General features: G+C 56.8%; 25 protein-coding genes. 21 read left to right on the top strand and 4 right to left on the bottom strand.

The window, feature by feature from the left end; translation table 11 throughout:
- Positions 1 to 265: 265 nt before the first annotated feature.
- A complete protein-coding gene (locus tag ACR0L9_RS02150; RefSeq protein ID WP_170422384.1) occupies positions 266 to 1,303 on the bottom strand; it encodes a LacI family DNA-binding transcriptional regulator in 1,038 nt (345 codons plus the stop codon).
- A 171-nt stretch (positions 1,304 to 1,474) separates the two neighbouring features.
- Here ACR0L9_RS02150 and ACR0L9_RS02145 point away from each other — a divergent pair, with 171 nt between their 5' ends.
- The 15 genes from ACR0L9_RS02145 to ACR0L9_RS02075 all read left to right on the top strand — a co-directional run bounded on the left by ACR0L9_RS02145 (position 1,475) and on the right by ACR0L9_RS02075 (position 14,024).
- Positions 1,475 to 1,666 (top strand): hypothetical protein, encoded by a 192-nt coding sequence (locus tag ACR0L9_RS02145; RefSeq protein WP_170392536.1) that lies wholly within the window; start codon positions 1,475 to 1,477, stop codon positions 1,664 to 1,666.
- A 31-nt stretch (positions 1,667 to 1,697) separates the two neighbouring features.
- On the top strand, positions 1,698 to 2,843 hold the full coding sequence (locus tag ACR0L9_RS02140; protein WP_170392537.1) for a TRAP transporter substrate-binding protein: 1,146 nt from the start codon (positions 1,698 to 1,700) through the stop codon (positions 2,841 to 2,843).
- Positions 2,844 to 2,945: 102 nt separating this feature from the next.
- A complete protein-coding gene (locus ACR0L9_RS02135; RefSeq protein ID WP_170392538.1) occupies positions 2,946 to 3,461 on the top strand; it encodes a TRAP transporter small permease in 516 nt (171 codons plus the stop codon).
- A gap of 15 nt (positions 3,462 to 3,476) precedes the next feature.
- Entirely contained in the window at positions 3,477 to 4,808 is a 1,332-nt protein-coding gene (locus ACR0L9_RS02130) for a TRAP transporter large permease (RefSeq protein WP_170402124.1), read from the top strand.
- 36 nt (positions 4,809 to 4,844) lie between these two features.
- Entirely contained in the window at positions 4,845 to 6,152 is a 1,308-nt protein-coding gene (gene hisD / locus ACR0L9_RS02125) for a histidinol dehydrogenase (protein ID WP_480894550.1), read from the top strand.
- Between the two features lie 8 nt (positions 6,153 to 6,160).
- Positions 6,161 to 6,898 carry an SDR family oxidoreductase gene (locus tag ACR0L9_RS02120; protein ID WP_170392541.1) on the top strand — a complete coding sequence of 246 codons (738 nt, stop codon included), beginning with the start codon at positions 6,161 to 6,163 and terminating at the stop codon, positions 6,896 to 6,898.
- On the top strand, positions 6,895 to 7,857 hold the full coding sequence (locus ACR0L9_RS02115; RefSeq protein WP_170392542.1) for an alcohol dehydrogenase catalytic domain-containing protein: 963 nt from the start codon (positions 6,895 to 6,897) through the stop codon (positions 7,855 to 7,857). Before ACR0L9_RS02120 ends, ACR0L9_RS02115 begins: the two co-directional genes overlap by 4 nt.
- Positions 7,858 to 7,875: 18 nt before the next feature.
- Positions 7,876 to 8,181 carry a UxaA family hydrolase gene (locus ACR0L9_RS02110; protein ID WP_170392543.1) on the top strand — a complete coding sequence of 102 codons (306 nt, stop codon included), beginning with the start codon at positions 7,876 to 7,878 and terminating at the stop codon, positions 8,179 to 8,181.
- A gap of 12 nt (positions 8,182 to 8,193) precedes the next feature.
- Positions 8,194 to 9,372 (top strand): UxaA family hydrolase, encoded by a 1,179-nt coding sequence (locus tag ACR0L9_RS02105; protein WP_170392544.1) that lies wholly within the window; start codon positions 8,194 to 8,196, stop codon positions 9,370 to 9,372.
- A gap of 208 nt (positions 9,373 to 9,580) precedes the next feature.
- Positions 9,581 to 9,997: a universal stress protein gene (locus ACR0L9_RS02100; protein ID WP_170402133.1), complete on the top strand. Its 417-nt coding sequence runs from the start codon at positions 9,581 to 9,583 to the stop codon at positions 9,995 to 9,997.
- A 155-nt stretch (positions 9,998 to 10,152) separates the two neighbouring features.
- Positions 10,153 to 11,040, top strand: coding sequence for a helix-turn-helix domain-containing protein (locus tag ACR0L9_RS02095; RefSeq protein WP_170402136.1), 888 nt, complete (start codon positions 10,153 to 10,155; stop codon positions 11,038 to 11,040).
- A gap of 113 nt (positions 11,041 to 11,153) precedes the next feature.
- Positions 11,154 to 12,107 carry an alpha/beta hydrolase gene (locus ACR0L9_RS02090; protein ID WP_480894548.1) on the top strand — a complete coding sequence of 318 codons (954 nt, stop codon included), beginning with the start codon at positions 11,154 to 11,156 and terminating at the stop codon, positions 12,105 to 12,107.
- A gap of 58 nt (positions 12,108 to 12,165) precedes the next feature.
- Complete coding sequence (locus ACR0L9_RS02085) at positions 12,166 to 12,660, top strand: nuclear transport factor 2 family protein (protein WP_223116901.1); 495 nt, start codon at positions 12,166 to 12,168, stop codon at positions 12,658 to 12,660.
- A gap of 53 nt (positions 12,661 to 12,713) precedes the next feature.
- Positions 12,714 to 13,220 (top strand): nuclear transport factor 2 family protein, encoded by a 507-nt coding sequence (locus ACR0L9_RS02080; protein WP_480894546.1) that lies wholly within the window; start codon positions 12,714 to 12,716, stop codon positions 13,218 to 13,220.
- Between the two features lie 111 nt (positions 13,221 to 13,331).
- Positions 13,332 to 14,024 (top strand): SDR family NAD(P)-dependent oxidoreductase, encoded by a 693-nt coding sequence (locus ACR0L9_RS02075; protein ID WP_480894544.1) that lies wholly within the window; start codon positions 13,332 to 13,334, stop codon positions 14,022 to 14,024.
- A gap of 3 nt (positions 14,025 to 14,027) precedes the next feature.
- On the opposite strand, the gene ACR0L9_RS02070 is transcribed toward ACR0L9_RS02075, so the two are convergent.
- Entirely contained in the window at positions 14,028 to 14,864 is an 837-nt protein-coding gene (locus ACR0L9_RS02070) for a LysR family transcriptional regulator (RefSeq protein ID WP_480894541.1), read from the bottom strand.
- Positions 14,865 to 14,955: 91 nt separating this feature from the next.
- On the opposite strand from ACR0L9_RS02070, the gene ACR0L9_RS02065 reads away from it, so the two are divergent.
- Together ACR0L9_RS02065 and ACR0L9_RS02060 are read left to right on the top strand one after the other, a co-directional pair.
- Positions 14,956 to 15,951 carry a quinone oxidoreductase family protein gene (locus ACR0L9_RS02065; protein ID WP_480894539.1) on the top strand — a complete coding sequence of 332 codons (996 nt, stop codon included), beginning with the start codon at positions 14,956 to 14,958 and terminating at the stop codon, positions 15,949 to 15,951.
- Between the two features lie 37 nt (positions 15,952 to 15,988).
- Positions 15,989 to 16,729, top strand: coding sequence for an SDR family oxidoreductase (locus ACR0L9_RS02060; protein ID WP_480894537.1), 741 nt, complete (start codon positions 15,989 to 15,991; stop codon positions 16,727 to 16,729).
- A 28-nt stretch (positions 16,730 to 16,757) separates the two neighbouring features.
- On the opposite strand, the gene ACR0L9_RS02055 is transcribed toward ACR0L9_RS02060, so the two are convergent.
- Positions 16,758 to 17,645 carry a MurR/RpiR family transcriptional regulator gene (locus ACR0L9_RS02055; RefSeq protein ID WP_170392553.1) on the bottom strand — a complete coding sequence of 296 codons (888 nt, stop codon included), beginning with the start codon at positions 17,643 to 17,645 and terminating at the stop codon, positions 16,758 to 16,760.
- Positions 17,646 to 17,775: 130 nt separating this feature from the next.
- Between ACR0L9_RS02055 and ACR0L9_RS02050 the strand changes: the two genes are divergently transcribed.
- From ACR0L9_RS02050 to ACR0L9_RS02035, 4 genes are all read left to right on the top strand, one after another.
- Positions 17,776 to 18,858 carry an alcohol dehydrogenase family protein gene (locus ACR0L9_RS02050; RefSeq protein ID WP_480894535.1) on the top strand — a complete coding sequence of 361 codons (1,083 nt, stop codon included), beginning with the start codon at positions 17,776 to 17,778 and terminating at the stop codon, positions 18,856 to 18,858.
- Positions 18,855 to 19,433: a dimethylsulfonioproprionate lyase family protein gene (locus tag ACR0L9_RS02045; protein WP_480894533.1), complete on the top strand. Its 579-nt coding sequence runs from the start codon at positions 18,855 to 18,857 to the stop codon at positions 19,431 to 19,433. The genes ACR0L9_RS02050 and ACR0L9_RS02045 overlap by 4 nt, the downstream gene beginning before the upstream one ends.
- Positions 19,434 to 19,458: 25 nt before the next feature.
- Entirely contained in the window at positions 19,459 to 20,565 is a 1,107-nt protein-coding gene (locus ACR0L9_RS02040; RefSeq protein ID WP_480894532.1) for a mandelate racemase/muconate lactonizing enzyme family protein, read from the top strand.
- A gap of 107 nt (positions 20,566 to 20,672) precedes the next feature.
- On the top strand, positions 20,673 to 21,794 hold the full coding sequence (locus ACR0L9_RS02035) for an aminotransferase (RefSeq protein ID WP_170610033.1): 1,122 nt from the start codon (positions 20,673 to 20,675) through the stop codon (positions 21,792 to 21,794).
- Here ACR0L9_RS02035 and ACR0L9_RS02030 read toward each other — a convergent pair.
- Positions 21,791 to 22,873, bottom strand: a complete 1,083-nt coding sequence (locus ACR0L9_RS02030; protein WP_170392556.1) for a sn-glycerol-3-phosphate ABC transporter ATP-binding protein UgpC — start codon at positions 22,871 to 22,873, stop codon at positions 21,791 to 21,793. The genes ACR0L9_RS02035 and ACR0L9_RS02030 overlap by 4 nt on opposite strands.

Here is a 22,873-nt window from a genome sequence, read left to right as displayed (position 1 = left end):
CCTGAAAGACAGCCGCGACAAAATAATTTTTGCCCGATTGCCGCGGCAGGCATCGTCCGGTTCGGGGCATTCTGCATCGCAACGGATGAGCCGCGTACAAAGGCCTTCCTCACAGCTTTCTTAGTCTGCTAGCCATAAACTCTTAGTCTAAGAAATACTCACACCAGTAGTTCAAGTTGGATTGGCCGTGCATGCCGAATCCGGGTCGTACATCGTTGGTAGATTCGAGCGGGTAGATTTCCAGAGATAGCCCTCAAGGTTGGGATCACACAATAGTGCGGGCAGGACCGAGTGATTGACGTAGTCTTATTTCTGTCGGCAACTCAACACTTTGACCGCTGTGCGCATCACGAAGTATCTGGATCAGCATCCCAGCAGCGCGACGACCCATCTCGCGATGCGGGACATGGACCGTCGTAAGAGCGGGTTCGGCGAGCATTGCAATTTCGATATCGTCAAAACCGGTAATTGAGAGATCCCTGGGCACCTCAAGCCCCATTTCCCGAGCCGCACGTAAGGCTCCGACCGCCAAAACGTCATTGACGCACATCACGGCAGTGGTTTCTGGTGCGGCTGTCATGACCTCGCGCAAAGCAACTTCACCAGTTTCAACGCCGTAAGCGGTCTCGACAAGAAACATTGTATTCGGGTCTTGACCGGCCTCTTGTTTGGCATCCCGAATGCCTTGAACGCGTTCCCTTGCCCGATCATTCGAAGCGGTTGGAGCAGAGATACACGCGATATGCCGATGCCCATATCCAATGACCTGCCGGGCAAGGGCAAACATCGCAGCCCGATTGTCAAAGCCAATGGCCGGCGGGGATTGGTCAGGATCAAATGACCAGGCGATCAAAGTTGGTACACGCTGCTTTTCCAGAAACGCATAGATTTCCGGTTCGCGATCGTACCCAATCAGCAGCAACCCATCTGCACCCCGCGCTACCAACGCACGCACCTGTTGTTCTTCCAGCTCTGAATCATAGGCGGACGAAGCAACCAAAAGCGTTTTACCATGCCTCACCAGTTCTTCCTGAAACGCCTGTAGTCCGCGTGCAAAAACAGCGTTCTCCATAGTCGGTATCACGGCGGCAATCGTATTTGTCTGCCTTGCTGCAAGGGCTTGGGCTCCGAAATTTGGCGCGTACCCAAGTTCTCGTACAGCTGCCAGAACTCGTTCCCTTGTGCTTTGCCCTACCCGCTCTGGCGAGTTCAGGCACCGCGAGACAGTTGCGGTGGACACGTTCGCATGTCGGGCAACATCTGCAAGGGTTGGGACTGTGTTTTCGTGACCGCTTTGAGGCATGGTTTTTCTTGTCATTCTGGATGGGCAACTAGCTCAAGACAAATTCTATCAAAAGCACGATTTGTCGGGAACCTACAGCACATATGCAATGTAAGCGCTTGCATAACAAAATGTAAGCGCTTACATTGCGGACGACTCAGTGCAAGACATTGGATGGGTTGGGGAGGACGCATGCCATACTTGATAGCTGGAATATTGCTGCTCGCGTTTGTAGCGAACGTAGTGATCGGAGCAGTCTCGAATGCGCCCTTGGTCAACAATATCTGGGAAATGTTGATCTTGTTTGCTGCGGCCATCGCCTTTTCGATCGGCATTCTGCGGAGCGAAGCAAAAGAAATTTCGGAGAAAAAATCAAAGGAATAAATCCGAAAAAAGTCCAACGGGAGGAGAACACATGGACAAGACTAAACAGGAGCTGGCTTCGGCCGAGCGTCGGAATTTTTTGAAACTCGCGGGCACCGGCTCGTTCACGGCAGCTATGGTCGCCGGCGCGGCTGGGACATTGTGGTCCAGCGAAGCGGCAGCACAGACCGCCGCCGAGGAACGCGATCGCGAAAACGCGGCTGAATTCAAGATGACGTTGGCAACGGCCTATGTTCTGGGCGCGTCTCGCAGCTATCCGATCATGCAGCTGGACCTGAAAGAAAACATCCAGAACATGACGAATGGCAAGGTCTATGTGAAACTGGCGCCCGGTGGTCAGCTTGGTGCAGGTGGTGCGTTGGCGCAGGCGGTTCAGGGGGGGACCATTCAAGCCGCGCAACACTCGTTGTCAAATTTCGCACCCTTCGCAAGCGTCGTCGACCTGATCAACCTTCCATATTTCTGCGGGTCCAACCAGCGGTTCACGAACCTAACTTCCTCTGAAGCTTGGAAGGCGGAAGTAGACCCCAAGATCGCGGCATCCGGCTTTAAAGCGCTGATGTATATCGTGATCGATCCGCGCGTCGTCGCTGTTCGCCAGGGAGGCAACGCAATTATCACCCCCGGCGATATGTCCGGTGTCAAATTCCGCGTACCCGGATCAAAAATGCTGCAGCAGTATTATGGCATGGTGGGTGCGAACCCGACGCCTGTTGCGTGGGGTGAGACTCCGTCAGCGATCCGGCAAGGCGTCGCAGATGCGCTTGATCCCTCGGTGGGCGCGCTGCATGTCTTTGGCTTTGGTGAGATCCTCAGCCATGTGACCTTCACTCAGGCGGTGCCGGACAGTCAGGTCTATTCGATCAACCTTGAATGGTTCGACAGCCTGCCGATGGACGTCAAGGAAGGTATCGAATTTGCGGGCGAAGTCACCCAGCAGCAGAACCTGTCCAAAGTGCCTTCGGCACGGGCCTACGCCATGTCTCAATTGATCGCGAACGGCGTCGAGTTCCACTCGCTCAGCGAAGATCAGTTGGGCGAATGGAAAGAGGCCGGTGGCTATCAGCGCAGCGAATGGGACAGCTTCAAGACCGAGCTGGCCGGATCGATGGATGCGTTCGCCAAGCTGGAAGAAGCCGCAGACACGCGTGCGAAATACTACGTGCACGACGCCTGATCGCGTCTTCGGGCCGGCGCGTCCAGCGTCGGCTCATCCGATGTTTGCCCATTAAAAACCCGCTAGAACACGTCGCCGCCGCGTGACGGTAGTGAGGATGCTATGTCTCAGCTCTTTCGAGCGATTGATAAAAATGCCGAACGTTGGCTGCTTTTAGTCTTCTACGTCATGCTCGTCGGCACGATGTTTATCGAAGTGGTCCGGCGCGAGGTCTTTGCCTACTCGTCCATCTGGGGCGAAGAAATCGTCCGGTATGCGTTCATCTATCTCGCATGGATCGGTGCCGCCGCTGCGGTCAAGGAACGCGGGCATATCCGCATTGATGTTCTGATGCACTACGTCCCGCGCACGGTCAAAACGCTGCTCTATATCTTCGGCGACATCGTGATGTTCATCGTGGCACTCGTCGCGATCTATTGGTCGTGGGAGACAGTCCACGTGTCCTGGAAATTCGGGTCTGTCACACACGGCCTGCGGATCAGCCAGGTCTTTTTCCTCATGGCGGTGCCGTTTGGCTTCGCGCTAGTCATCTTTCGGCTGGTGCAGTCCTTCCTCCGCGATATTGCCGACCTTCGAACGGGCCGTCCCGTCTACGAAGGCGACAAGCTGTTTGATTAAGGGAGGGCCTGAGCCATGATGTGGCAACAACTCGGCGGTCAAACGCTTGAACTTGGGTGGGATTTCTACGCCTCCGTCATTCTCTTCGTCGCTCTTGTCGCGCTCGCCGTTCCGGTCTGGGCCGCGATCGGCGCAGCATCGATCACAATGCTGATCATGTCAGGCGCATTGCCGCTGAGCCTTGTCGGCGAAAAGCTGTTCTCGGGCATCGATGCCTTCGCGCTGACAGCTGTGCCGTTGTTTATCCTGACCGGAGACGTGCTTGTCCGAACCGGGCTCAGTCGAAAGTTTCTGGACGTCGCCGAAGCCCTGACCTGCTGGGCCAAGGGTGGCTTCGGTTCGGCCACCGTCCTGGTCTGCGGCATGTTCGCGGCGATCTCCGGGTCGGACGCAGCAGGTGCGGCAGCGGTAGGGCGCATGACTATCGACCGGCTGGTCGAGAGCGGTTATCCCCGCCCCTACGCCTGTGCTTTGGTCGCAGCAGGAGCCTGCACCGGCATCCTCATCCCGCCCTCTATCGCCTATATCATCATCGGCCTCGTGCTGGGCATAGCGGTCTCGACCTTGTTCCTTGCTGCGCTGATCCCCGGCCTTTTGATCCTGACGGCCATCCTGATCACCAACGTCGTGATGAACCGGCTGAACCTTTGGGAAGGCGGCGGCATGATGACCGCAGCTGAATGGCGCGCGAACCTGTGGAAGACGGTCAAGTCCGGCTGGTACGCTTTCCTTGTCCCCGGCATCATTTTCTACGGCATCTTCTCGGGGAAACTGACCCCGACCGAGGCAGGTGCCGTGGCGGTCGTCGTGACCATCGTCATCGGGTTTATCCTGGGCACACTAAAATTGTCCGACTTCCCGGCCATGCTGGTCAGTTCGGCCAAGGTCAACGGTGTGATCCTTCCGATCATCGCCTTCTCGATCCCTCTGGCCGAAGCTCTGGCGATCATTGGAGTGCCGCAAGGATTTGTCGGAGCTTTGACCTCAGTCAGCAGTAACGAATTCGTACTGATCGCCATGATGGTCCTTATCCTGATCATTGCGGGCTGCGTTATGGAAACGACGCCCAACATCGTGATCCTGGCACCGATCCTCTACCCGTTGGCGCAAGAGATTGAGATGAACCAGATTCAGTTCTGCATCATGATGATCACCGCGCTGGGGGTCGGGTTTATTACTCCACCCTTGGGGCTGAACTTGTTCGTGGTGTCGGGGATTACGGGCGAGTCGATCCTCAAGATCGCCTACCGCGCCATCCCGTTTGTTTTCTTCATGCTGATCGTGACGTTGATGATCGCCTATATCCCGGCGTTCTCTACCTCGCTGTTGCCTGATGTCTATCGATAAGCCGCCGAAAGACGCGGTAAGAAAAGGACCTAATTCATGACCCGTGAATACCTGAAGAAAGCCACGCTGACCGCGCGCAGCGGAGCGTCGGATGTCAGTGAAATTGTGCAGGGAATCCTGACTGATATTGAAGCAGGCGGCGATGCCAAGGCGCTAGAGTACGCTGCCAAATTCGACAAATACGAAGGCAACGTCATTCTCAGCGATGCCGAAATCCAGGCCGCGATGGATGCAGTGCCAGAAAAGCTGAAGCGCGACATCGAGTTCAGCCACAACAACGTCAAACGCTTTGCCGAGGCACAGAAAGCGTCCATGACCGATATCGCAGTCGAGGTCGTCCCTGGTCTGACTGCAGGTCAGAAGATGATCCCCGTGGATGCGGCAGGCTGTTATGTACCGGGCGGGCGATACAGCCATATAGCCAGCGCCATCATGACGGTCACCACGGCAAAGGTGGCGGGATGTAAGCACATTGTCGCGTGCTCGCCGCCGCGCCCGGATGTCGGTATCGCGCCTGCGATCGTCTACGCCGCGCATATCTGTGGCGCCGACAAGATCATGGCCATGGGCGGCGTGCAGGGGGTTGCGGCGATGACCTTCGGGTTGTTCGGGCTTCCCAAGGCTAACATCCTTGTGGGCCCCGGCAATCAGTTTGTGGCCGAAGCAAAGCGTATCCTGTTCGGGCGCGTCGGCATCGACATGATTGCGGGCCCGACGGACAGTCTGGTCCTTGCGGATGTCACTGCTGATCCGATGGTTGTTGCAACTGACCTCGTTGGGCAGGCCGAGCACGGATACAACTCACCGGTTTGGCTGGTGACAGACAATCGCGACCTCGCCGAAGAGGTTATGCGCTTGGTGCCAGTGCTGATCGAGGACCTGCCCGAAGTGAACCGCGAAAACGCTACGGCTGCGTGGCGCGATTATGCCGAGGTCATCCTGTGCGCGGATTGCGAAGAAATGGCGGCGACATCGGATCAATACGCTCCAGAACACCTGACAGTCATGGCCGATGATCTTGATTGGTGGCTGGATCGGCTGACGTGCTATGGGTCGCTTTTCTTGGGCGAAGAGACCACGGTTGCCTTTGGCGACAAAGCCTCGGGCACCAATCACGTGCTGCCCACGAGCCGGGCGGCCACTTACACCGGTGGCCTCAGCGTCCATAAATACATGAAGATCGTGACCTGGCAGCGCTCGACCGCTGATGCGATGAAGCCGATTGCGCAGGCGACGGCCCGTATCTCACGCCTTGAAGGTATGGAGGGGCACGCGCGTACCGCGGATATTCGACTAGCCAAGTTCTTCCCCGATGAAAACTTTGACCTGACAGCCGAAGACTGACCCAACCCGTGACCTATCATCCTGATCTCACTGGACATACCGCTCTTGTGACCGGGGCCAGCTCCGGCCTTGGTCGCAGAGCGGCAGAGGTACTGTCGCATGCTGGCGCTAAGGTCGTGGGCGTGGCGCGACGTGCAGAAGCGTTGGCCGAGCTGGATCAGGTTCATGCGCTGCCATGGGATCTTTCGGATCGCGATCGGTTGGCAGAGCTGGCCGTTGCCGCGTCGCAGCCGTTTGGGGCACCGGATATTCTGGTGCATGCCGCCGGGATCAACACGCGCGAGGCTGCGGATGATGTATCGCCTGAGGGGTGGGACATCACACTGGGATTGAACCTTGCCGTTCCCTTCTTTCTGTCGCAGCACCTAGTGCCCGATATGAAGGCCAAAGGCTGGGGACGGATCGTAAATTTCGCATCGCTCCAGTCCAGCCGGGCTTTTCCAGGTGGGCTTAGCTATGGGGCGTCTAAGGGCGGCGTGGCACAGCTGACCCGAGCAATGGCCGAGGCCTGGTCATCAAGCGGAATATGCGTAAACGCGATTGGCCCTGGGTTCTTTCGAACCGAGCTGACGGCTGCGGTGTTCAATGATCCTGAACGCGCGAACCGTAATGCTGCGCAGACCTGTATCGGTCGCAACGGTGAGCCCAAAGACCTCGACGGCCCGTTGCTGTTCTTTTGCTCTGATGCCTGTGCCTTCGTGACCGGGCAAGTTTTGATGGTCGATGGAGGGTTTACAGCGAAATGAAAGCTTTGGTTTACACCGATGTCGAAACACTGGAATACCGCTATTTCGCGGACCCGGAGCCCGGCCCCGATGAGGTTCTCGTCCGCATCGATAGCGTCGGTATTTGCGGGTCCGACATGCACGCCTATCTGGGCCATGATGATCGCCGCCCAGCACCGCTGATCCTGGGCCATGAGGGGGCCGGTGTGACTGCTGATGGTCGCCGCGTAACCATCAATCCGCTGGTAAACGACCCCAACAGCGCGGCCAGCCGGTCCGGACGTGAGAACCTTTGCCCCTCGCGACAGATCATCTCAATGCCGCCGCGCGAAGGCGCTTTTGCGGAATACGTCGCTATCCCAGAGCGCAATTTGATTGAAGTGCCCTCGCATATCACGCTGGAGCAGGCCGCACTCGCCGAACCGATTGCAGTCAGCTGGCATGCGGTGCGGCTGGGGCTTGCGTCCCTGCACCCGGCAGACGAACGGCGTGCCCATGTGATTGGCGGCGGGGCAATCGGGCTAGCGGCAGCTCTCGCGCTCACTGCGATGGGGGTCGAGCAGGTGACCTTATCCGAACCCAACGCAGCCCGTGCGACCTATCTTCGCGACACCTGTGGAATCGCCGTTGTGGACACACCGGAACAGGACATTCCATTGGTGATCGACGCAGTGGGGTTTTCGTCTACCCGTGCGGTTGCCTCGGCGCTCGTCAGCCCGGGCGGGGTGATTTTGCACATCGGCCTAGGCAGTTCCGAAGGTGGATTGGATATCCGACGCATCACGCTGCAGGAAATCACGCTGATCGGCACCTACACCTATACCGCACAGGACTTCCGCGACACATGCAATGCCATGTTCAACGGCCGCCTCGGGACGCTTGACTGGGTTGAAACCCGCGACCTGTCCGACGGGGCCGCGGCCTTTACAGACATTCGCGCTGGCAAGACGCTTGCGCCGAAAACCATCCTTAAACCATAGCAAAAACCGGAGACCTTCATGTCAAATCCAGCCCCAAATGAAATACCGCACCTTTTGGTGCATGAAGAGGAAGACAATGTCGGTGTCGTGGTCGTCGAAGGCCTGACTGCAGGCACCGACATGCTGTGCTGTATTACACATGACAACTCGACCTTTCGCCTGACCGCAGGCGCGGATGTTCCGATTGGCCACAAGATTGCGCTCACGGACCTCAAGAACGGCGATACGGCGATCAAATATGGCGAAGACATTGGTAAGATCATCGCTGACATCCCACGCGGCGGGCATGTCCACACGCAAAACTGCAAGACCAAGCGCTGGTAAGGGGTTAATACCATGAGCAAATATTCAAACATGACTGTCATGGGCTACCGGCGCGAAAACGGCCGGGTTGGTGTGCGCAACCACGTGCTGATCCTGCCCGTCGATGACATTTCCAACGCCGCCTGCGAGGCAGTCGCCAACAACGTCAAGGGCACGCTGGCAATCCCACATGCTTATGGCCGCCTTCAGTTCGGCGAGGACCTCGAGCTGCATTTCCGCACTATGATCGGCACAGGGGCCAACCCGAATGTCCACTCGGTGGTCGTCATCGGCATCGAGCCGGGTTGGACCAAACGCATTGCCGACGGCATCCGCGAGACCGGCAAGGACGTGGCAGAGTTCTCAATCGAACAGAACGGTGACTTCGAGACCATCCGGCGCGCTTCATGGGCCGCCAAGGATTTTGTTCACAAGGCCACCGAGGTCCAGCGCGAGGAATGCTCGATCAACGAGCTTTGGATTTCGACCAAATGCGGTGAAAGCGACACGACAACGGGTCTGGGGTCCTGCCCAACCGTTGGCAACATGTATGACAAGTTGCTGCCCGAAGGGATCACCGGGTTCTTTGGTGAAACCTCGGAAATCACCGGGGCGGAACATATCTGCCAGAAACGCGCCATCAATGAAGAAGTGGGCGAACGCTGGTACAAGATGTGGAAAGCCTATCAGGACGATGTAATCTTTGCCCATCAGACCGATGACCTCAGCGACAGTCAGCCAACCAAGGGCAACATCGAAGGTGGCCTGACCACCATTGAGGAAAAGGCGCTTGGCAACCTCGAAAAGATCGGCCGGACTTCGCAGTATATCGACATTCTGGAACCTGCCGAGCAACCTAACTCGGGCAAAGGCCTCTACTTCATGGACAGTTCATCAGCTGCGGCGGAATGTGTGACGCTGATGGCGGCGGGCGGTGCTGTGATCCATACCTTCCCGACAGGTCAGGGCAACGTGGTGGGCAACCCGATCGTTCCGGTCATCAAGATCACCGCGAACCCGCGTACAGTGCGCACCATGGGCGAGCATGTGGATGTTGATGTTTCAGGCATCTTGCGGCGCGAACAAACCATCGATCAGGCTGGTGATGCTCTGATCGATATGATCCGCAGGACAGCAAACGGCCGTAACACCGCGGCAGAGGCGCTGGGACATCGGGAATTCTCGATGACAAAACTGTATCGCAGCGCATAGTAAACTCAAGGCGGCCATTGCATATGCGGTGGCCGTCTTTCTCTTGAACCGAGGTCCAGAATGGGCGCGGCTCGAGGTGTTTGGCCACTAAGGCAGGGCGGGGTCCTGGGCAACAGATCAGAACCTTTAATTCTGAAAGTACTTATCAAGTTATGATGCACCAAGCCCTGCTCGTTGACATCGCCGAAACTCACTGGGAGTGCTTTACATGTATAAATCCATATTGATCCCCGTTGCCATTGATCATGAAGAGTTGGTTGCCGAGAAAATCACCACTGCCCGCAAGCTTTTGGCAGCTGACGGAAAGATCACACTACTTACAGTTCTGGAACAGATCCCGGGTTTTACGGCGGAATTCGTGACAGTGAAATCCGAGAACCATCTGACCAACAAAATCATGGGAACCCTAAAGTCGATCGCCGGAGAAGCGACCGATATAAACTGCCAGGTAGAAACGGGAAAGCCAGGGCTGCGCATTACCGAGTTCGCACGTGAAATCGGCGCTGATTTGATTGTTGTCGGAGCGCATCACCCATCGGCAATGGACTATTTTCTCGGATCAACGGCAGCGCGTGTTTCTCGTCGGGCATCGTGTTCCGTCTTGATTCAGCGACCGCAATCTTGAAAATTCTCTAAGCGTCGACCCGAACGCTACGGCTGCGTTGCGAGAAGCAGGTGGCCACGGCACCACTCCATGGGTTCGCACCCCTGTTGGATGTTTTCAACTGTGTGCGATCGACGCCAGCGAGAATTGCCCAGGTGCACTATGGGAGCCGACGATTGCCTTCGAGATATGCGGACATTTACCCCTCGGAACCTTTACTAAACAGCGATGCGATCGAGCGGCCTTCGGCTGCAGGGTTGATGTCCGTTCGGTATTTCCGGGCTGAGCCGGATCAGATGCCCGAGGATGTTTTCAAAGAGCATCACGTGCTTCTCAATCTCCAGACCATTCCGCACAGAGTTCAGAACTGGAGGGATGGTGAGTTGCGGGATTTCATGTTTCACAAGGATGAAATCATCGTCACTCCGGCTGGTATGCGATCGGGTTGGCGGTGGTACGCGACGTCTGATGTCATCGTTATCACGCTGGACCCGGCTAAGGTTGAACGCTTTGCTCAGTCCGAGCTGGGCATGCTGCTTGACCCGCAGCAATTTCGGGATTTGCCGCAGTTCTCGGACCCTGATCTGTGCACGGCTGGCGTTATACTGCGCGACGCATTGGAATCGACCGACATGTCTTCGGTCGTGATGTTCGAAGCCATGAGCCGCGTATTCCTAGTGAAACTGCTCCAGAAATATGGAAAACGCCGGATCGAAGATGTTCAGTTGTCATCCCGCTTCACATCCCGGCATTACCAGCGCGTTTTGGCCTTTGTACAGAACCGGCTGGATCAGACCATAACCGTTGAGCAGCTCGCGACCGAGGCGGGAATGAGCCCTTCGCACTTCGCACGCATGTTCAAAGAGACGTTGGGCACGACCCCGATGCAATATGTCATGGCCTACCGAATTGAACAGGCGATGAAGATGATGCAAGACCAGCAGCGTCCTCTGGGTGATATCGCTTTGGAATGTGGCTTTTCCGATCAGGCTCATTTCACGCGCAGCTTTAAACAGGTGGTGGGACAAACCCCCAAGGCTTATCGCGCGGCCAACATGGCTTGATGCAGGATCATTCAAAAACACAGCAGTCCGGTGCAATCAAGTGAACCTCCGGCAACGTATCTCTTTCGTCATCGGGCTTGCGCCCATCCAGACAGACTTTGGGAGATATCGCGATGAAAACCCTCGCTTTGAATACCGCTGCGGCTTTAATGGCCTCGACAGCTGCCGTCGCACAGGTCGAAACCCGCATTGTCACCTTTGAGAATGAAGGTGCCACCCTATCCGGCACACTGTACCTACCCGAAGAACGCGGCGATGCACCTTTGCCAACGGTCGTGGTCACAGGGGCCTGGACCTCGGTACAAGAACAGATGCCGGCGAACTATGCCCGGGAAATGGCCGAACGCGGATTTGCCGCCTTCACCTTCGATTTCCGAGGCTGGGGTAAATCCGGCGATCTGCCGAGCCAAGCGCGCTTTGTCGAAAGCCCCGAAGCCAAGACCTCGGACATCAAGGCAGCGATCGAATTCATAGCGACCCTGCCAGAAGTGGACGCCGAGCACATCAATGGGCTGGGTATCTGCGCCTCAGCGGGTTATATGGTCGATGCCGTCTCGGGCAACCCGCTGGTTCAGCGACTTGGTTTGGTTGCTCCCTGGCTGCAGAACGCCGAAATTGTTGAGGCCGTCTACGGCGGCTCAGAAGGTGTTGCCGGCTTGCTTCAAGTCTCTCGGGCTGCCGAAGCCGCCGGGGGCCAGATCATTCCTGCCGCGGGTCCAGAAGGTGCCGAAGGCGTGCTGATGCCGATCGGTGGTTACTACTATGAGGCTGACCGTGGGGCGATTCCGGAATATGATGACAAATGGAACAATGCAGGCTGGGAAGGCTGGCTGACCTACCATCCCGCCGACAACCCACAGCGTCTGGATAAACCGCTGACCATTGTTCACTCTGAAAGCGCAGCGATCCCGCAGGGCGTGCAGACCTTCCTTGCCGGATTTGCCGGTGACGCGACTGCGCAGTGGCTCGAGGATGTCACGCAGTTCGATTTCTACGACAACCCCGAGGACGTGACCCGGGCGGCCGACGCCGTTGCCGACCACTTCCGCGCCGGATTGGATAATTGATCCTGCTGATCAGGCGTCGGGCCTCGGTATCCGACGCCTCATTCCCTTGGAGACCCCGATGACCCGAAAACTTCAACTAGCACTCGCGGTCGCGACCGTTATGGGAGGCAATGCAATGGCCGATACCCCCGAAGACAATATGAAAGTGGTTCAGAACTTTTTTGCGGCTTACGGCTCGAACGACCTTGATGGAATCGCCGCAGTCATGGACGAGGACGTACAATGGCACATTCCCGGCCGCCATCCGCTGAGCGGCACCAAAAACGGTCGGGATGAAGTTTTGGCCTTCTTCGCCCAGTTGGGCGCAGCTGGGTTTCAGGCTGACCCGATCTACTTTGGCGCGGATGAAACCCATGTTGTAGATATTCACCGAGGCTGGTCCAACGCCGAAGGTAAGCCGAATGTCGATACCATCTGGGCTCTGGTCTACCGGATCGAGAACGGCAAGATCGTCGAGGCCACCAATCTCAGTGCCGATCAGGATGCGGCAAATGCGTTTTTTTGGTCGCAATACACCTTAGCGCCCGTGCCTGAACGCCTGGCTAATGAATGAAGCAGGCGCAACAACGTACGTTGCTTTGTCCAACTCTGACAAAGGACCCGGATATGAAACGATCCCTCATCGCCATGCTCACCGCCATAACAATGATTGGAGGCCCTGCATTGGCCGATCAAACCGACATCACCCGCACCCTAACGGATATCGCTGCAGGCGCAGACCGGCATGATTGGACCCGTGTAAGGGATGCCTTCGCCGATCACGTCACCATTGACTACACCAGCCTTTGGGGTGGAGACCCGGCAACCCAACCCGCTGACGAACTTGTTGCGGGCTGGGCCGCCTTCCTGCCCGGGTTCGACAGCACGCATCACATGGTGACCAACCATGCAATCACCTCAGTTTCAGAAACCGCCGCGACAGCGCAGGCTGATTTCACCGCCACCCACCGTCTTGACGATGGCCTATGGGTATTGGGCGGCCGCTATGACTATGCGTTGGAAAAAACAGGTGAACGCTGGGTTGTGACAACGATGACGATGACCGCTCTTTGGGAAACCGGCGACCGTGGTCTCGTCGCCCTCGCCGGTGAACGCGGGGCCGGGGCCAACTGACATCAGTTAACGCCGCATCGTTGCGCGCCGGTTGCCTTGCCAGAGCGATGTTGGCAATCTCACTATTAGGCTTTGCTTTCGGTTAACTGACGAAAATTCAAAGGAAACCTCATGACCGAACAACGTATCGCACTTGTGACCGGAGCCAATCGAGGCATCGGTAAAGAAGTCGCCCTACAACTGGCCCGCGATCATGGATTATTTGTTTTGGTAGCATCGCGCGACCCGCAAAAGGGACAAGCCACGGCCGAAGAGATTGGGCATGGAGCTAAGGCCTTGCAACTGGACGTGTCCGATCAGAGCTCGGTCAACGCTGCCTTTGATAAGATCAACTCCGAATACGGATATCTCGACATACTGGTAAACAATGCAGGCGTTGACTACGACACGGATCAGCACTCGCTCAGCGCCGACCTGGTGCGCGTACGCCGTGCTTTTGAGACCAACTTCTTCGGAGCCTGGGCAACAACCATTTCGGCCGTTCCTTTGCTTCAAAATGGTCATGATGCCCGGATTGTAAACGTGTCTTCCGGCTCAGGAGCGCTGACAGGCATGTCATCCAGCACTCCCGGATATGGCATCTCGAAAACAGCGCTCAATGCACTGACTATCAAGACTGCGGCTGATTTGAAACCCGAAGGCATCCTTGTCAACGCAGTGTGCCCCGGCTGGGTCGCCACTGACATGGGCGGGGGTGGTCGCCCGGTTCCCGAAGGGGCTAGGGGCGTCGTGTGGGCTGCAACACTGCCCGTGAACGGTCCAACAGGTGGTTTCTTTCGGGATGGGGTGCAAATTGATTGGTAGGATTTATCCCGGTGCCATGAAATCGATCAGTTTCCTGACACGCTCGGGCAACAGGCGACGGCTGGGATAAACCACATACATGTCTCGAGTCAGCGGGACAGTATTCTCAACTTCCAGTCGTCGCAGATCGCCCTCCACCATATCCTTCGGCAACATCGCTATCCCCAGATTACGACGAGCGGCCTGTGCTATGACATCAAGGTCGCCAATATTATGGGCTATGTGGGCTGGATTCACCGTCTCTCCCGTTTCCAGTACCCAGGGTTGACCCGCTATCAGCGCAGGAAGAGTCTGGAACTTCGGTCGCGTCAAAGGTCCCGAAAGTCCGTGCTCTCGAATGAAGCCCTGCCCTGCGCAAAAACAATATGGAACTGACCATAACCGCTTGGCAACAAGACCGGAGTCCGCAAGCGGACCGACCCGAAAGGCGAGGTCGATATTGTCCGCGAAAAAATCCAGCATGATGTTAGTCGTCGTCAGTTCAAGCTGGACCTGAGGATTTTGTTCCGCGAAATCCACCAGCTTTGGCCCAATCGTTGTACGAGCTGCCAAGGGTGGGGCCGTAATGCGGATCGTGTGGTGCCGCGTGTCATCGGTAAAACCCGCAACACGCTGAAGCGCTTCAATCGGATCCTGGCAACGATCCAGTAGACGGCGCCCCTCTTCGGTCAGGCGCACCTGCCTTGTCGTGCGCTCGAATAGCTTAGCGCCCAGATGATCCTCTAACATGGCAATCCTGCGACTAATCCTGCTAAGCGGAATACCCAGCCGATCTGCAGCTTTGGAAAAGCTGAGGTGGTGGGCGACAACAGTAAACAGGCCAAGGTCGTTGTAGATCATAATTCTATTTATGAGATAATACCTTCCAAATTCAACTATTATCACGAAATGGCGTCATCGCTATCTTCTGCGAAACAAAAGGAGATGCATGATGCCGTACGCAATAGAAATCACCCAAACTGGCGGGCCCGAAGTTCTGCGAAGCGTTGACCAAGCTGTCGCACAGCCCGGTGCCAGAGAAATCCTGATCCGTAATCATGCCGGGGCGGTGAATTTTATCGATACGATTATTCGCCGTGGCGAAATGCCAGAGGGCATGATGCCAGACCTGCCCCATGTACCCGGCGTTGAAGGTGCCGGAATCGTCGAAGCGACGGGCAAAGATGCCGTTGGTTTCGCCGTGGGTGATCGCGTCGCATGGATGGGCCCGATTGGTGCGGGCGGCTACGGTACGCATTCCGTAATAAGTGCACCTTATGTAACCAAAATTGCCGATACCATCGCCTTTGAAACCGCAGCAGCAATCCCTGTCAACGCAATGACGGCCTATCACATGCTGGTCAATCTGGGCGGTGCGGCGGCCGGAAGATCCGTACTGGTGCATGCGGCTGCAGGCGGAGTGGGCACGATGGCCCTACACATCGCCAAGCATCTGGGCATGACTGTGATCGCTTCGGTCAGCACTGAAAAGGTCGGATACGCCCAGGCGCAAGGAGCAGATTTTGTCATCGACTATCGTACTCAGGACGTGGCCAAGCTGGTGTCAGAGATCACAAGTGGGCGCGGTGTTGATCTGACGTTGAATCCGGTTTCCGGTGACTCCTTGAAATCAGACCTTGATGCGCTGGCTCCCCTTGGAACGGCTGTGCTCTTCGGATTCCTTGCCGGGCCGCCAGCTGGCGATTTTGCCGAGGATCTGGCGAAACACTTCCAGAAATCTGTCTCAGTGCGGGTCAGCGATATTTACACGTATTTTTCCAACCGACCAACTGCATTCGGCGCGGACATGACCAAGGTATTCAAGCTGTTGGAAACTGGCATTCTGCGTCCTCAGATCACCACATACCCAATCGCCAAGGCCACGGAAGCGCATCGCCGCCTAGAGGCGGGCGAAACCACCGGCAAGTTGGTGCTCAGCATCGATTGACTCATTTAACAAACACGACAAGCAAGGAACCAAAGCAATGAACTCGGTTTTCGAAACGGCCCTCATCGGCAAACACGTTGTTATCATTGGCGGCAGCAGCGGCATGGGTAAGGCCACCGCAAAGCTGGCGCTGGCGCTTGGTGCGAAAGTTACCATCGCCAGCCGGAGTCTCGCCAAGCTGGAGGCAGCAGCGGCAGACATCGGAGGCGAAGTTCAGATCGCACCGGTCGATACCACAAACGAAACTGGCATGAAGTCCTGGGCCAGCGGCCTTGAAAAAGTAGATCATCTGGTCATCTCTGCCTCAAGCGCAGCGCGTGGGGCCTTCGCCGAATTGCCAACCACTGACCTGCGCGCGATGTTCGAGGCTAAATTTATCGGGCCCTATGTGGCGGCGCGTGAAGTCTTGCCTGTCTTGACTGAAGGCGGCTCCATCACCCTCTTTTCTGGCGTCCTCAGCCGCCGACCCTCTGCCGGTGCAACGGGTCTTGGGGCCGTGAACGCGGCGGTCGAAGCCCTGTCCAAGGGGTTGGCACTAGAGCTATCAGGCCGTGCGCGCGTGAACTGCATCAGCCCTGGAATGGTTGCGACCGAGGCTTACGCGGCAATGTCGAATGAGGCTCGCGAGGCCATGTTCGCTCAGGTTGGTAACAGCCTGCCCGTCGGACGTATTGGTGAGGCCGAGGACATCGCCCAAGCTGTGATAATGGCAATGACAAATGGCTATCTCACAGGCGCTGTGCTGGATGTGGATGGAGGTCACCTGGTGCGTGGCTGAATGGCCAATGCGGATTGGCCTGATCCAATCAGGGCTCTTCCGCGTGATATAGGCCTAGCTGATGGCGACGCTTGTGAAAGGTCGCCACTCTTTCGACAATCTCGTCGCTGGCCACTGCAATGACGAAGGACAAAAGCGTTTCGAGCAATGCGATAGTACTTACTGATGACGGGAAGAATTGCGGCGTATCCGCCGAGATGACGAACCCGTGTTGTGCATTGCGCAGAACAGGGCTGGCTGGGCTGTCAGAAAGACCGACCACCGTCATGCCCTGCTCTCGGGCAACTTGCACCGCCTCGACCACTTCATTCCGATAAGGTTTGCAGGTCATCGCAATTAGCACATCGCGTTTGTCCGCCCATGCCAGATCGTCAATCGGATTTGATCCGGCGCGCGGGATAGCATGAAACTGCACCATGCCCGTCGAGGCCAGATAAACAAAGTTTCGCGCATTCGAATTGTTCACACCAACGCCCAGCACGAACACGTTACGCGAATTCCAGATATCTTCAGCGGCGGCTTTCAGCTGTTCGGACGAGATATTGGCAAACGTCTCCTCGACATTGCGCAGGGCGTCCTGAACCATATCCGCATAAAGCCCGCCCATATTGCCGGACTTACGAATATCCTGCAGCCAACGCGCGCGCTCCGGGAAATCGGCCTGCCCGCGCCTGATCGCCTCGCGGAAGGGAACCCGGAAATCTTCGTAGCCTTCGAACCCCACCTGCCGCGCCATTCTGACAATGGTATTGGGTTTCACATTGGCGGCTTCAGCAATTTCGCGTACAGTCGATACGCCCACGTCGCGCGGGTTCTCAAGCACATAGGTCGCAGCCTTGCGTGCCTCGGGTGTCAACTGAGACAGTTCTTCCGCCAGCCGTTCCAAAACTAAATTTGATACATCTGTCCCATTCATGATTGACGATGGTATTTTTGTTTGCATACGGTGTCGAGACCAAATCGACTCAGGGGGCCGGACCGATGTATTTCAGCTCACTCCCGCGTTTGATTGAGGTCACCGTAAATGCATCGACGGAGTTTGCCGCATGGCCCAATCCGAGACAATGAAGGCGATGGTCACCATGGGGCACGGTGATCTTGATCAGATGGTCTGGCACGAAAACTGGCCCTGTCCCACTCCCAAACCGGGCGAAGTTCTGATCAAGGTCGGTGCCTGTGGCCTGAACAATACCGACGTAAACACTAGGTCCGGCTGGTATTCTAAAACAGTCAGCGATGCGACCACCGGTGGCGCGTTTGAAGAGGTCGGCACTGATGACCCAACCTGGGGCGGAGCGCCACTGGCCTTTCCGCGCATTCAAGGGGCGGATGTCTGTGGGCAGATTGTTGGAGTTGGGGACGGCGTGGATCCAAACCGCTTGGGCGAGCGTGTGATAACCGATTGCTGGTTGCGCGATCCGACCGATCCGATGAACAAGGACAAAACCGGCTACTTCGGATCAGAGCGAGATGGCGGCTTTGCCGAATACACAACGATCCCGGCTGTCAATGCGATAGCCATCCAATCAACACTTTCGGATGCTGAGCTGGCAACCTTCTCCTGTTCCTACTCAACCGCCGAAGGCATGCTGACCCGCGCCAAGGTCACCGCGGCTGACACTGTTCTTGTTCCGGGCGCATCTGGCGGCGTCGGTGGCGCTCTGGTTCAACTGGCCAAGCGCCGAAATGCGCGGGTCATTGCGATGGCGTCGCAGGCTAAGCACGACGACGTAGCCCTGTTGGGTCCAGATGTCATCCTGTCCCGCGCCCCCGATGATTTGCGCAAATCGTTGGGAGACGAAAAGATCACGGTCGTTGCCGACGTGGTGGGCGGGTCATACTGGCCGCAGCTTATCAGCATTCTTGAACGCGGCGGACGCTATACCTGCTCGGGCGCCATCGCGGGCCCTATGGTCGAGTTCGATTTGCGGACGTTCTACTTGCGCGATCTGACCTTTACAGGCTCGACCGTCATCGACCCCGAAGTAATGCAAAATCTTGTACGTTATATCGAAGCGAGCGAAGTAAAACCGGCCCTGGCCGCAACCTACCCTCTAAGCCAATTGCATGAGGCACAAACCGCCTTCATCGCGAAGAAACACACCGGAAACATCGTGGTGATCCCATGACGTTGGATGATGTTTTAATGGCCGCCATGCGATTGCATCAGAACCACCCGGATTTGGCGGGTTTTGGGGGTTGGCCAACAGATTTATCCAGAACGGACTTACAGCCCGCACAGATTCCGGCAACCCGGCTTGTCAGCAAATTTGGTCTGAACGGTACGCCCGAAACACAGGCATTGGTTACGGCTATTGCAGCAACTGCAGAGCAAGCGCACTGGAAACTGACCTATTCCGAATCCGAAGTCGGTGCGGATTTCTTGTCTCGATACGGGTATTACGAACTGTTCGGACCCAGCGGGCATTTCCATTCGACCCAACTACGCGGTTATGTCGCCTATTGGGGCGCAGGTCTGCAGTATGACTGGCACAGCCACCAGGCTGAAGAGCTATACCTGACGCTCGCTGGAAAAGCCTGTTTTAAGGTTGAAGGGAATGCACAGCTTGTCGGGCCGGGCCAGACCCGCCAGCATGAAAGTTGGCAAAGCCACGCCATGACGACAAGCGATCATTCAATCCTGACCTTTGTCTTGTGGCGGGGCGATGGAATGGATGATCTGCCTCGGATGGATGCCGCATGACATACTGCGTCGAGGTGAAACCAAAATGAAAATTACCGGGATTTCTGTCTTTCAAATCGACCTGCCATTGGAGCATCCATACTGGCTGTCAGGCGGGCGATTGAAGTTTGAGAAGCTGGATGCGACGCTGGTCAAGATTGAAACCGACAAAGGGCTTGTTGGTTGGGGCGAAGGCACGCCCTGGGGGCATACCTATGTACCCGCCCACGGCCCCGGCATACGGGCCGGGATCGAGACGATGGCACCGTTTGTTCTTGGCCTCGACCCGCGGCGAGTTCTGGATGTTGAACGCGCGATGGATCAGGCCCTACCCGGACATCTCTACGCCAAAAGCCCGATTGACATGGCGTGCTGGGACATAGCCGGTCAGGTTGCTGGTCTTCCGATTGCTGATTTGATGGGGGGAGGGTCGCGTACGCCGCGCCCAATCGCATCTTCCGTAGGAGCCAAGACAATTAAAGAAACCCGCGCAGTCATCGGACGATACCGACAGCGCGGCTATGTCGCCCATTCCGTGAAGATCGGCGGTGATGTGGCCCGTGACATTGCCCGAATCCGTGACGTGGAAAGCCTGCGCAATCCCGAAGACATCATCCTCTATGACGTCAATCGCGGCTGGTCGCGGCAGCAGGCATTACGCGTGATGAGTGCGGTCGAAGACCTCAATGTCATGATCGAACAGCCTTGCGAAACACTGGATGACATTGCCGCGATCTCAGGCAAACATGCTTCGCCTGTTTCCGTTGATGAAAGCCTTGTGACCCTTCAGGACGCGACGCGCATAGCCCGCGATGGCATTGCCGAAATATTTGGCATCAAGCTCAACCGGGTCGGCGGGCTGACCAAAGCGGCCCGAATGCGCGATGTCGCGCTGGCGCATGGGATCGACATGTTTGTAATGGCAACCGGTGGTTCTGTGCTGGCGGATACCGAAGCGCTGCATCTGGCGGCGACAATACCGGATGCGAATTGCCATGCTGTATGGGCCTGTCAGGACATGATCACCGTCGATATCGCCGGTGGGCGTGGACCGAGAAATGTGGACGGTCACCTGCATCTACCCGAAACACCCGGCCTTGGCGTTCACCCAGATGAAGACGCGTTGGGTGATCCTGTGGCGATCTACCGGTAACGATACACGCCTTTTGTGCAAGTTCGATGACGGTCATCTGCCGAGGTTGACCTTGCCGCTTCGCCATGGGAACGATGCGCGATGGCTTAGTCGAACAGGATAGCGCGATGAAGATCGAACCCTTTGGCGTCGAAATCTGGATGGATGAATGGGAAACCCGCTGCGCCTATAACCTTGCAGAGACTTGCGTCGAGAGCCTGAGTATCGCCGAGCTTTTGAAGCTTTCCGGCAAAAACTCGGATGATCTGTCTGAATTGCTTGGGATGAAGATGACCTATGGCGCGATCCGGGGCTCGGACCGGCTGCGCGATGCGATTTGTAGCCTATATGACCAGCAAAAGCGTGAGAATGTCATCGTCACCCATGGCACCATCGGTGCCAACATGCTGGTCCACAAAACGCTGGTCGAGCGCGGCGACAAGGTGGTGGCCGTCGTGCCCACCTATCAGCAACACTATTCCATCCCGGCCAGCATCGGCGCGGAGGTGACGCAGATCCATTTACGGGCCGAGAACGCTTATTTGCCCGATCTTGAGGAGCTGCGCGCCGCCGTAACTCCGGGCACCAAACTGATTGCCATCAACAACCCCAACAACCCAACCGGTGCGGTGATGGATCGCGCGTTCCTGATTGAGATCGTCGAAATCGCACGCTCCGCTGAAGCATGGTTGCTGTGTGATGAAGTCTATCGCGGTACCGGGCAAGAAGGTTCGGGCATGACGGATGCGGTTGCGGATCTTTATGAGAAAGGCATTTCAACCGCGGGCATGTCCAAGGCGTTTTCGCTGGCAGGGCTGCGACTGGGTTGGATTGCGGCCAACCCAGAACTGATCGAAGCGGTTTCGATCCATCGGGACTATGACACGATCTCGGTCGGGATGATCGACGACCATTTCGCGGCGCTTGCGCTGGAAAACCACGACAAGGTTCTGGCGCGCAGCCACGCCATTACGCGCGGCAACCTCGCCATGCTGGAAGAATGGGTCGAAAGCGAGCCCAAAATCAGTTGGGTCAAACCCAAGGCCGGAACAACCGCGCTGTTGCACTACAACTTCGACATGCCCTCGCGCGAGTTCTGCGTGAAACTGCTGCAGGAAACCGGCGTGATGTTCACACCGGGCTCTGCCTTGGGTCTCGAAGGCTGTGTTCGGATCGGTTACGCCAATACTCCGTCGATCATTCGCGAAGGGCTGGAAAAAGTTTCCACCTTCCTTGCGAAGCTCGACTAGCGCCTCATCGACTGACCGTTGTGGAACAGATGCACCTTTTCGGGTGCCGCCGTGACCGAGACGGTTTTTCCTCGCAGATTGCGCTGAACACCAGGTAGTTTTGCAATCACGGCCTCCCGTCCATCCGGGACTGCAAAGTAAAGCAGCGTGACCTCACCCAAAGCTTCGGTGAAATCCACCAAGCCGGAATAAATTGGTGTTCCATCAGTGATGTTTAAGTCCTCAGGCCGGACACCGATATTGACCTTTTTGCCTTCGTCAGCGGCATCCGTCGGGATTGATGAGATTGCCACGCCGCCATCATCCAGCGTGACGGTTGTTGTCTCTCCTGTCGCGGTAATAGTCCCGGGCAGCAGGTTCATTGCTGGTGAGCCGATGAACTGCGCGACAAACTCGTTATCTGGCGTCTCATAGAGTTCCAGCGGCGTGCCAACCTGCGCAACTCCCTTATTGGCCAAAACCACAATGCGGCTGGCGAGTGTCATCGCCTCGACCTGATCGTGGGTGACGTAAATCATCGTGCTGTCGGGCATCGCCTCTTTCAGGCGTGCGATCTCGATCCGAGTCGCCACGCGCAGGGCAGCGTCGAGGTTCGAAAGCGGCTCGTCGAACAAATATACTTTGGGGTCGCGCACGATGGCACGACCGATGGCAACGCGCTGGCGTTGTCCACCAGACAATGCCTTGGGCAGGCGATCCAGCAGGGGTTCAAGCTGTAGAATCTGGGCCGCGCGCTCCACGGCGGCATCAACCTCAGCGCTCGGCATCTTCGCGATCTTGAGCGCGAAGGCCATGTTTTCGCGCACCGTCATATGCGGGTAAAGCGCATAGGACTGGAACACCATCGCGATGCCGCGTTGCGCAGGTGGCACATCGTTCACCACCTGCCCTTCGATCTCAAGCGTACCGCCAGTGATCTTTTCAAGGCCCGCGATCATCCTCAGCAAAGTGGATTTTCCGCAACCTGACGGGCCGACAAAGACAATCAGTTCGCCTTGCTCGATCTCGAGATCGATATGTTTCAGAACATCGACAGGACCATAGGATTTGGCCACATCCGTAAGCTTGAGTTCCGACAT

It is taken from the genome of Ruegeria sp. I3, from assembly GCF_056532525.1.
This window is presented reverse-complemented; position numbering and strand designations above follow the sequence as displayed.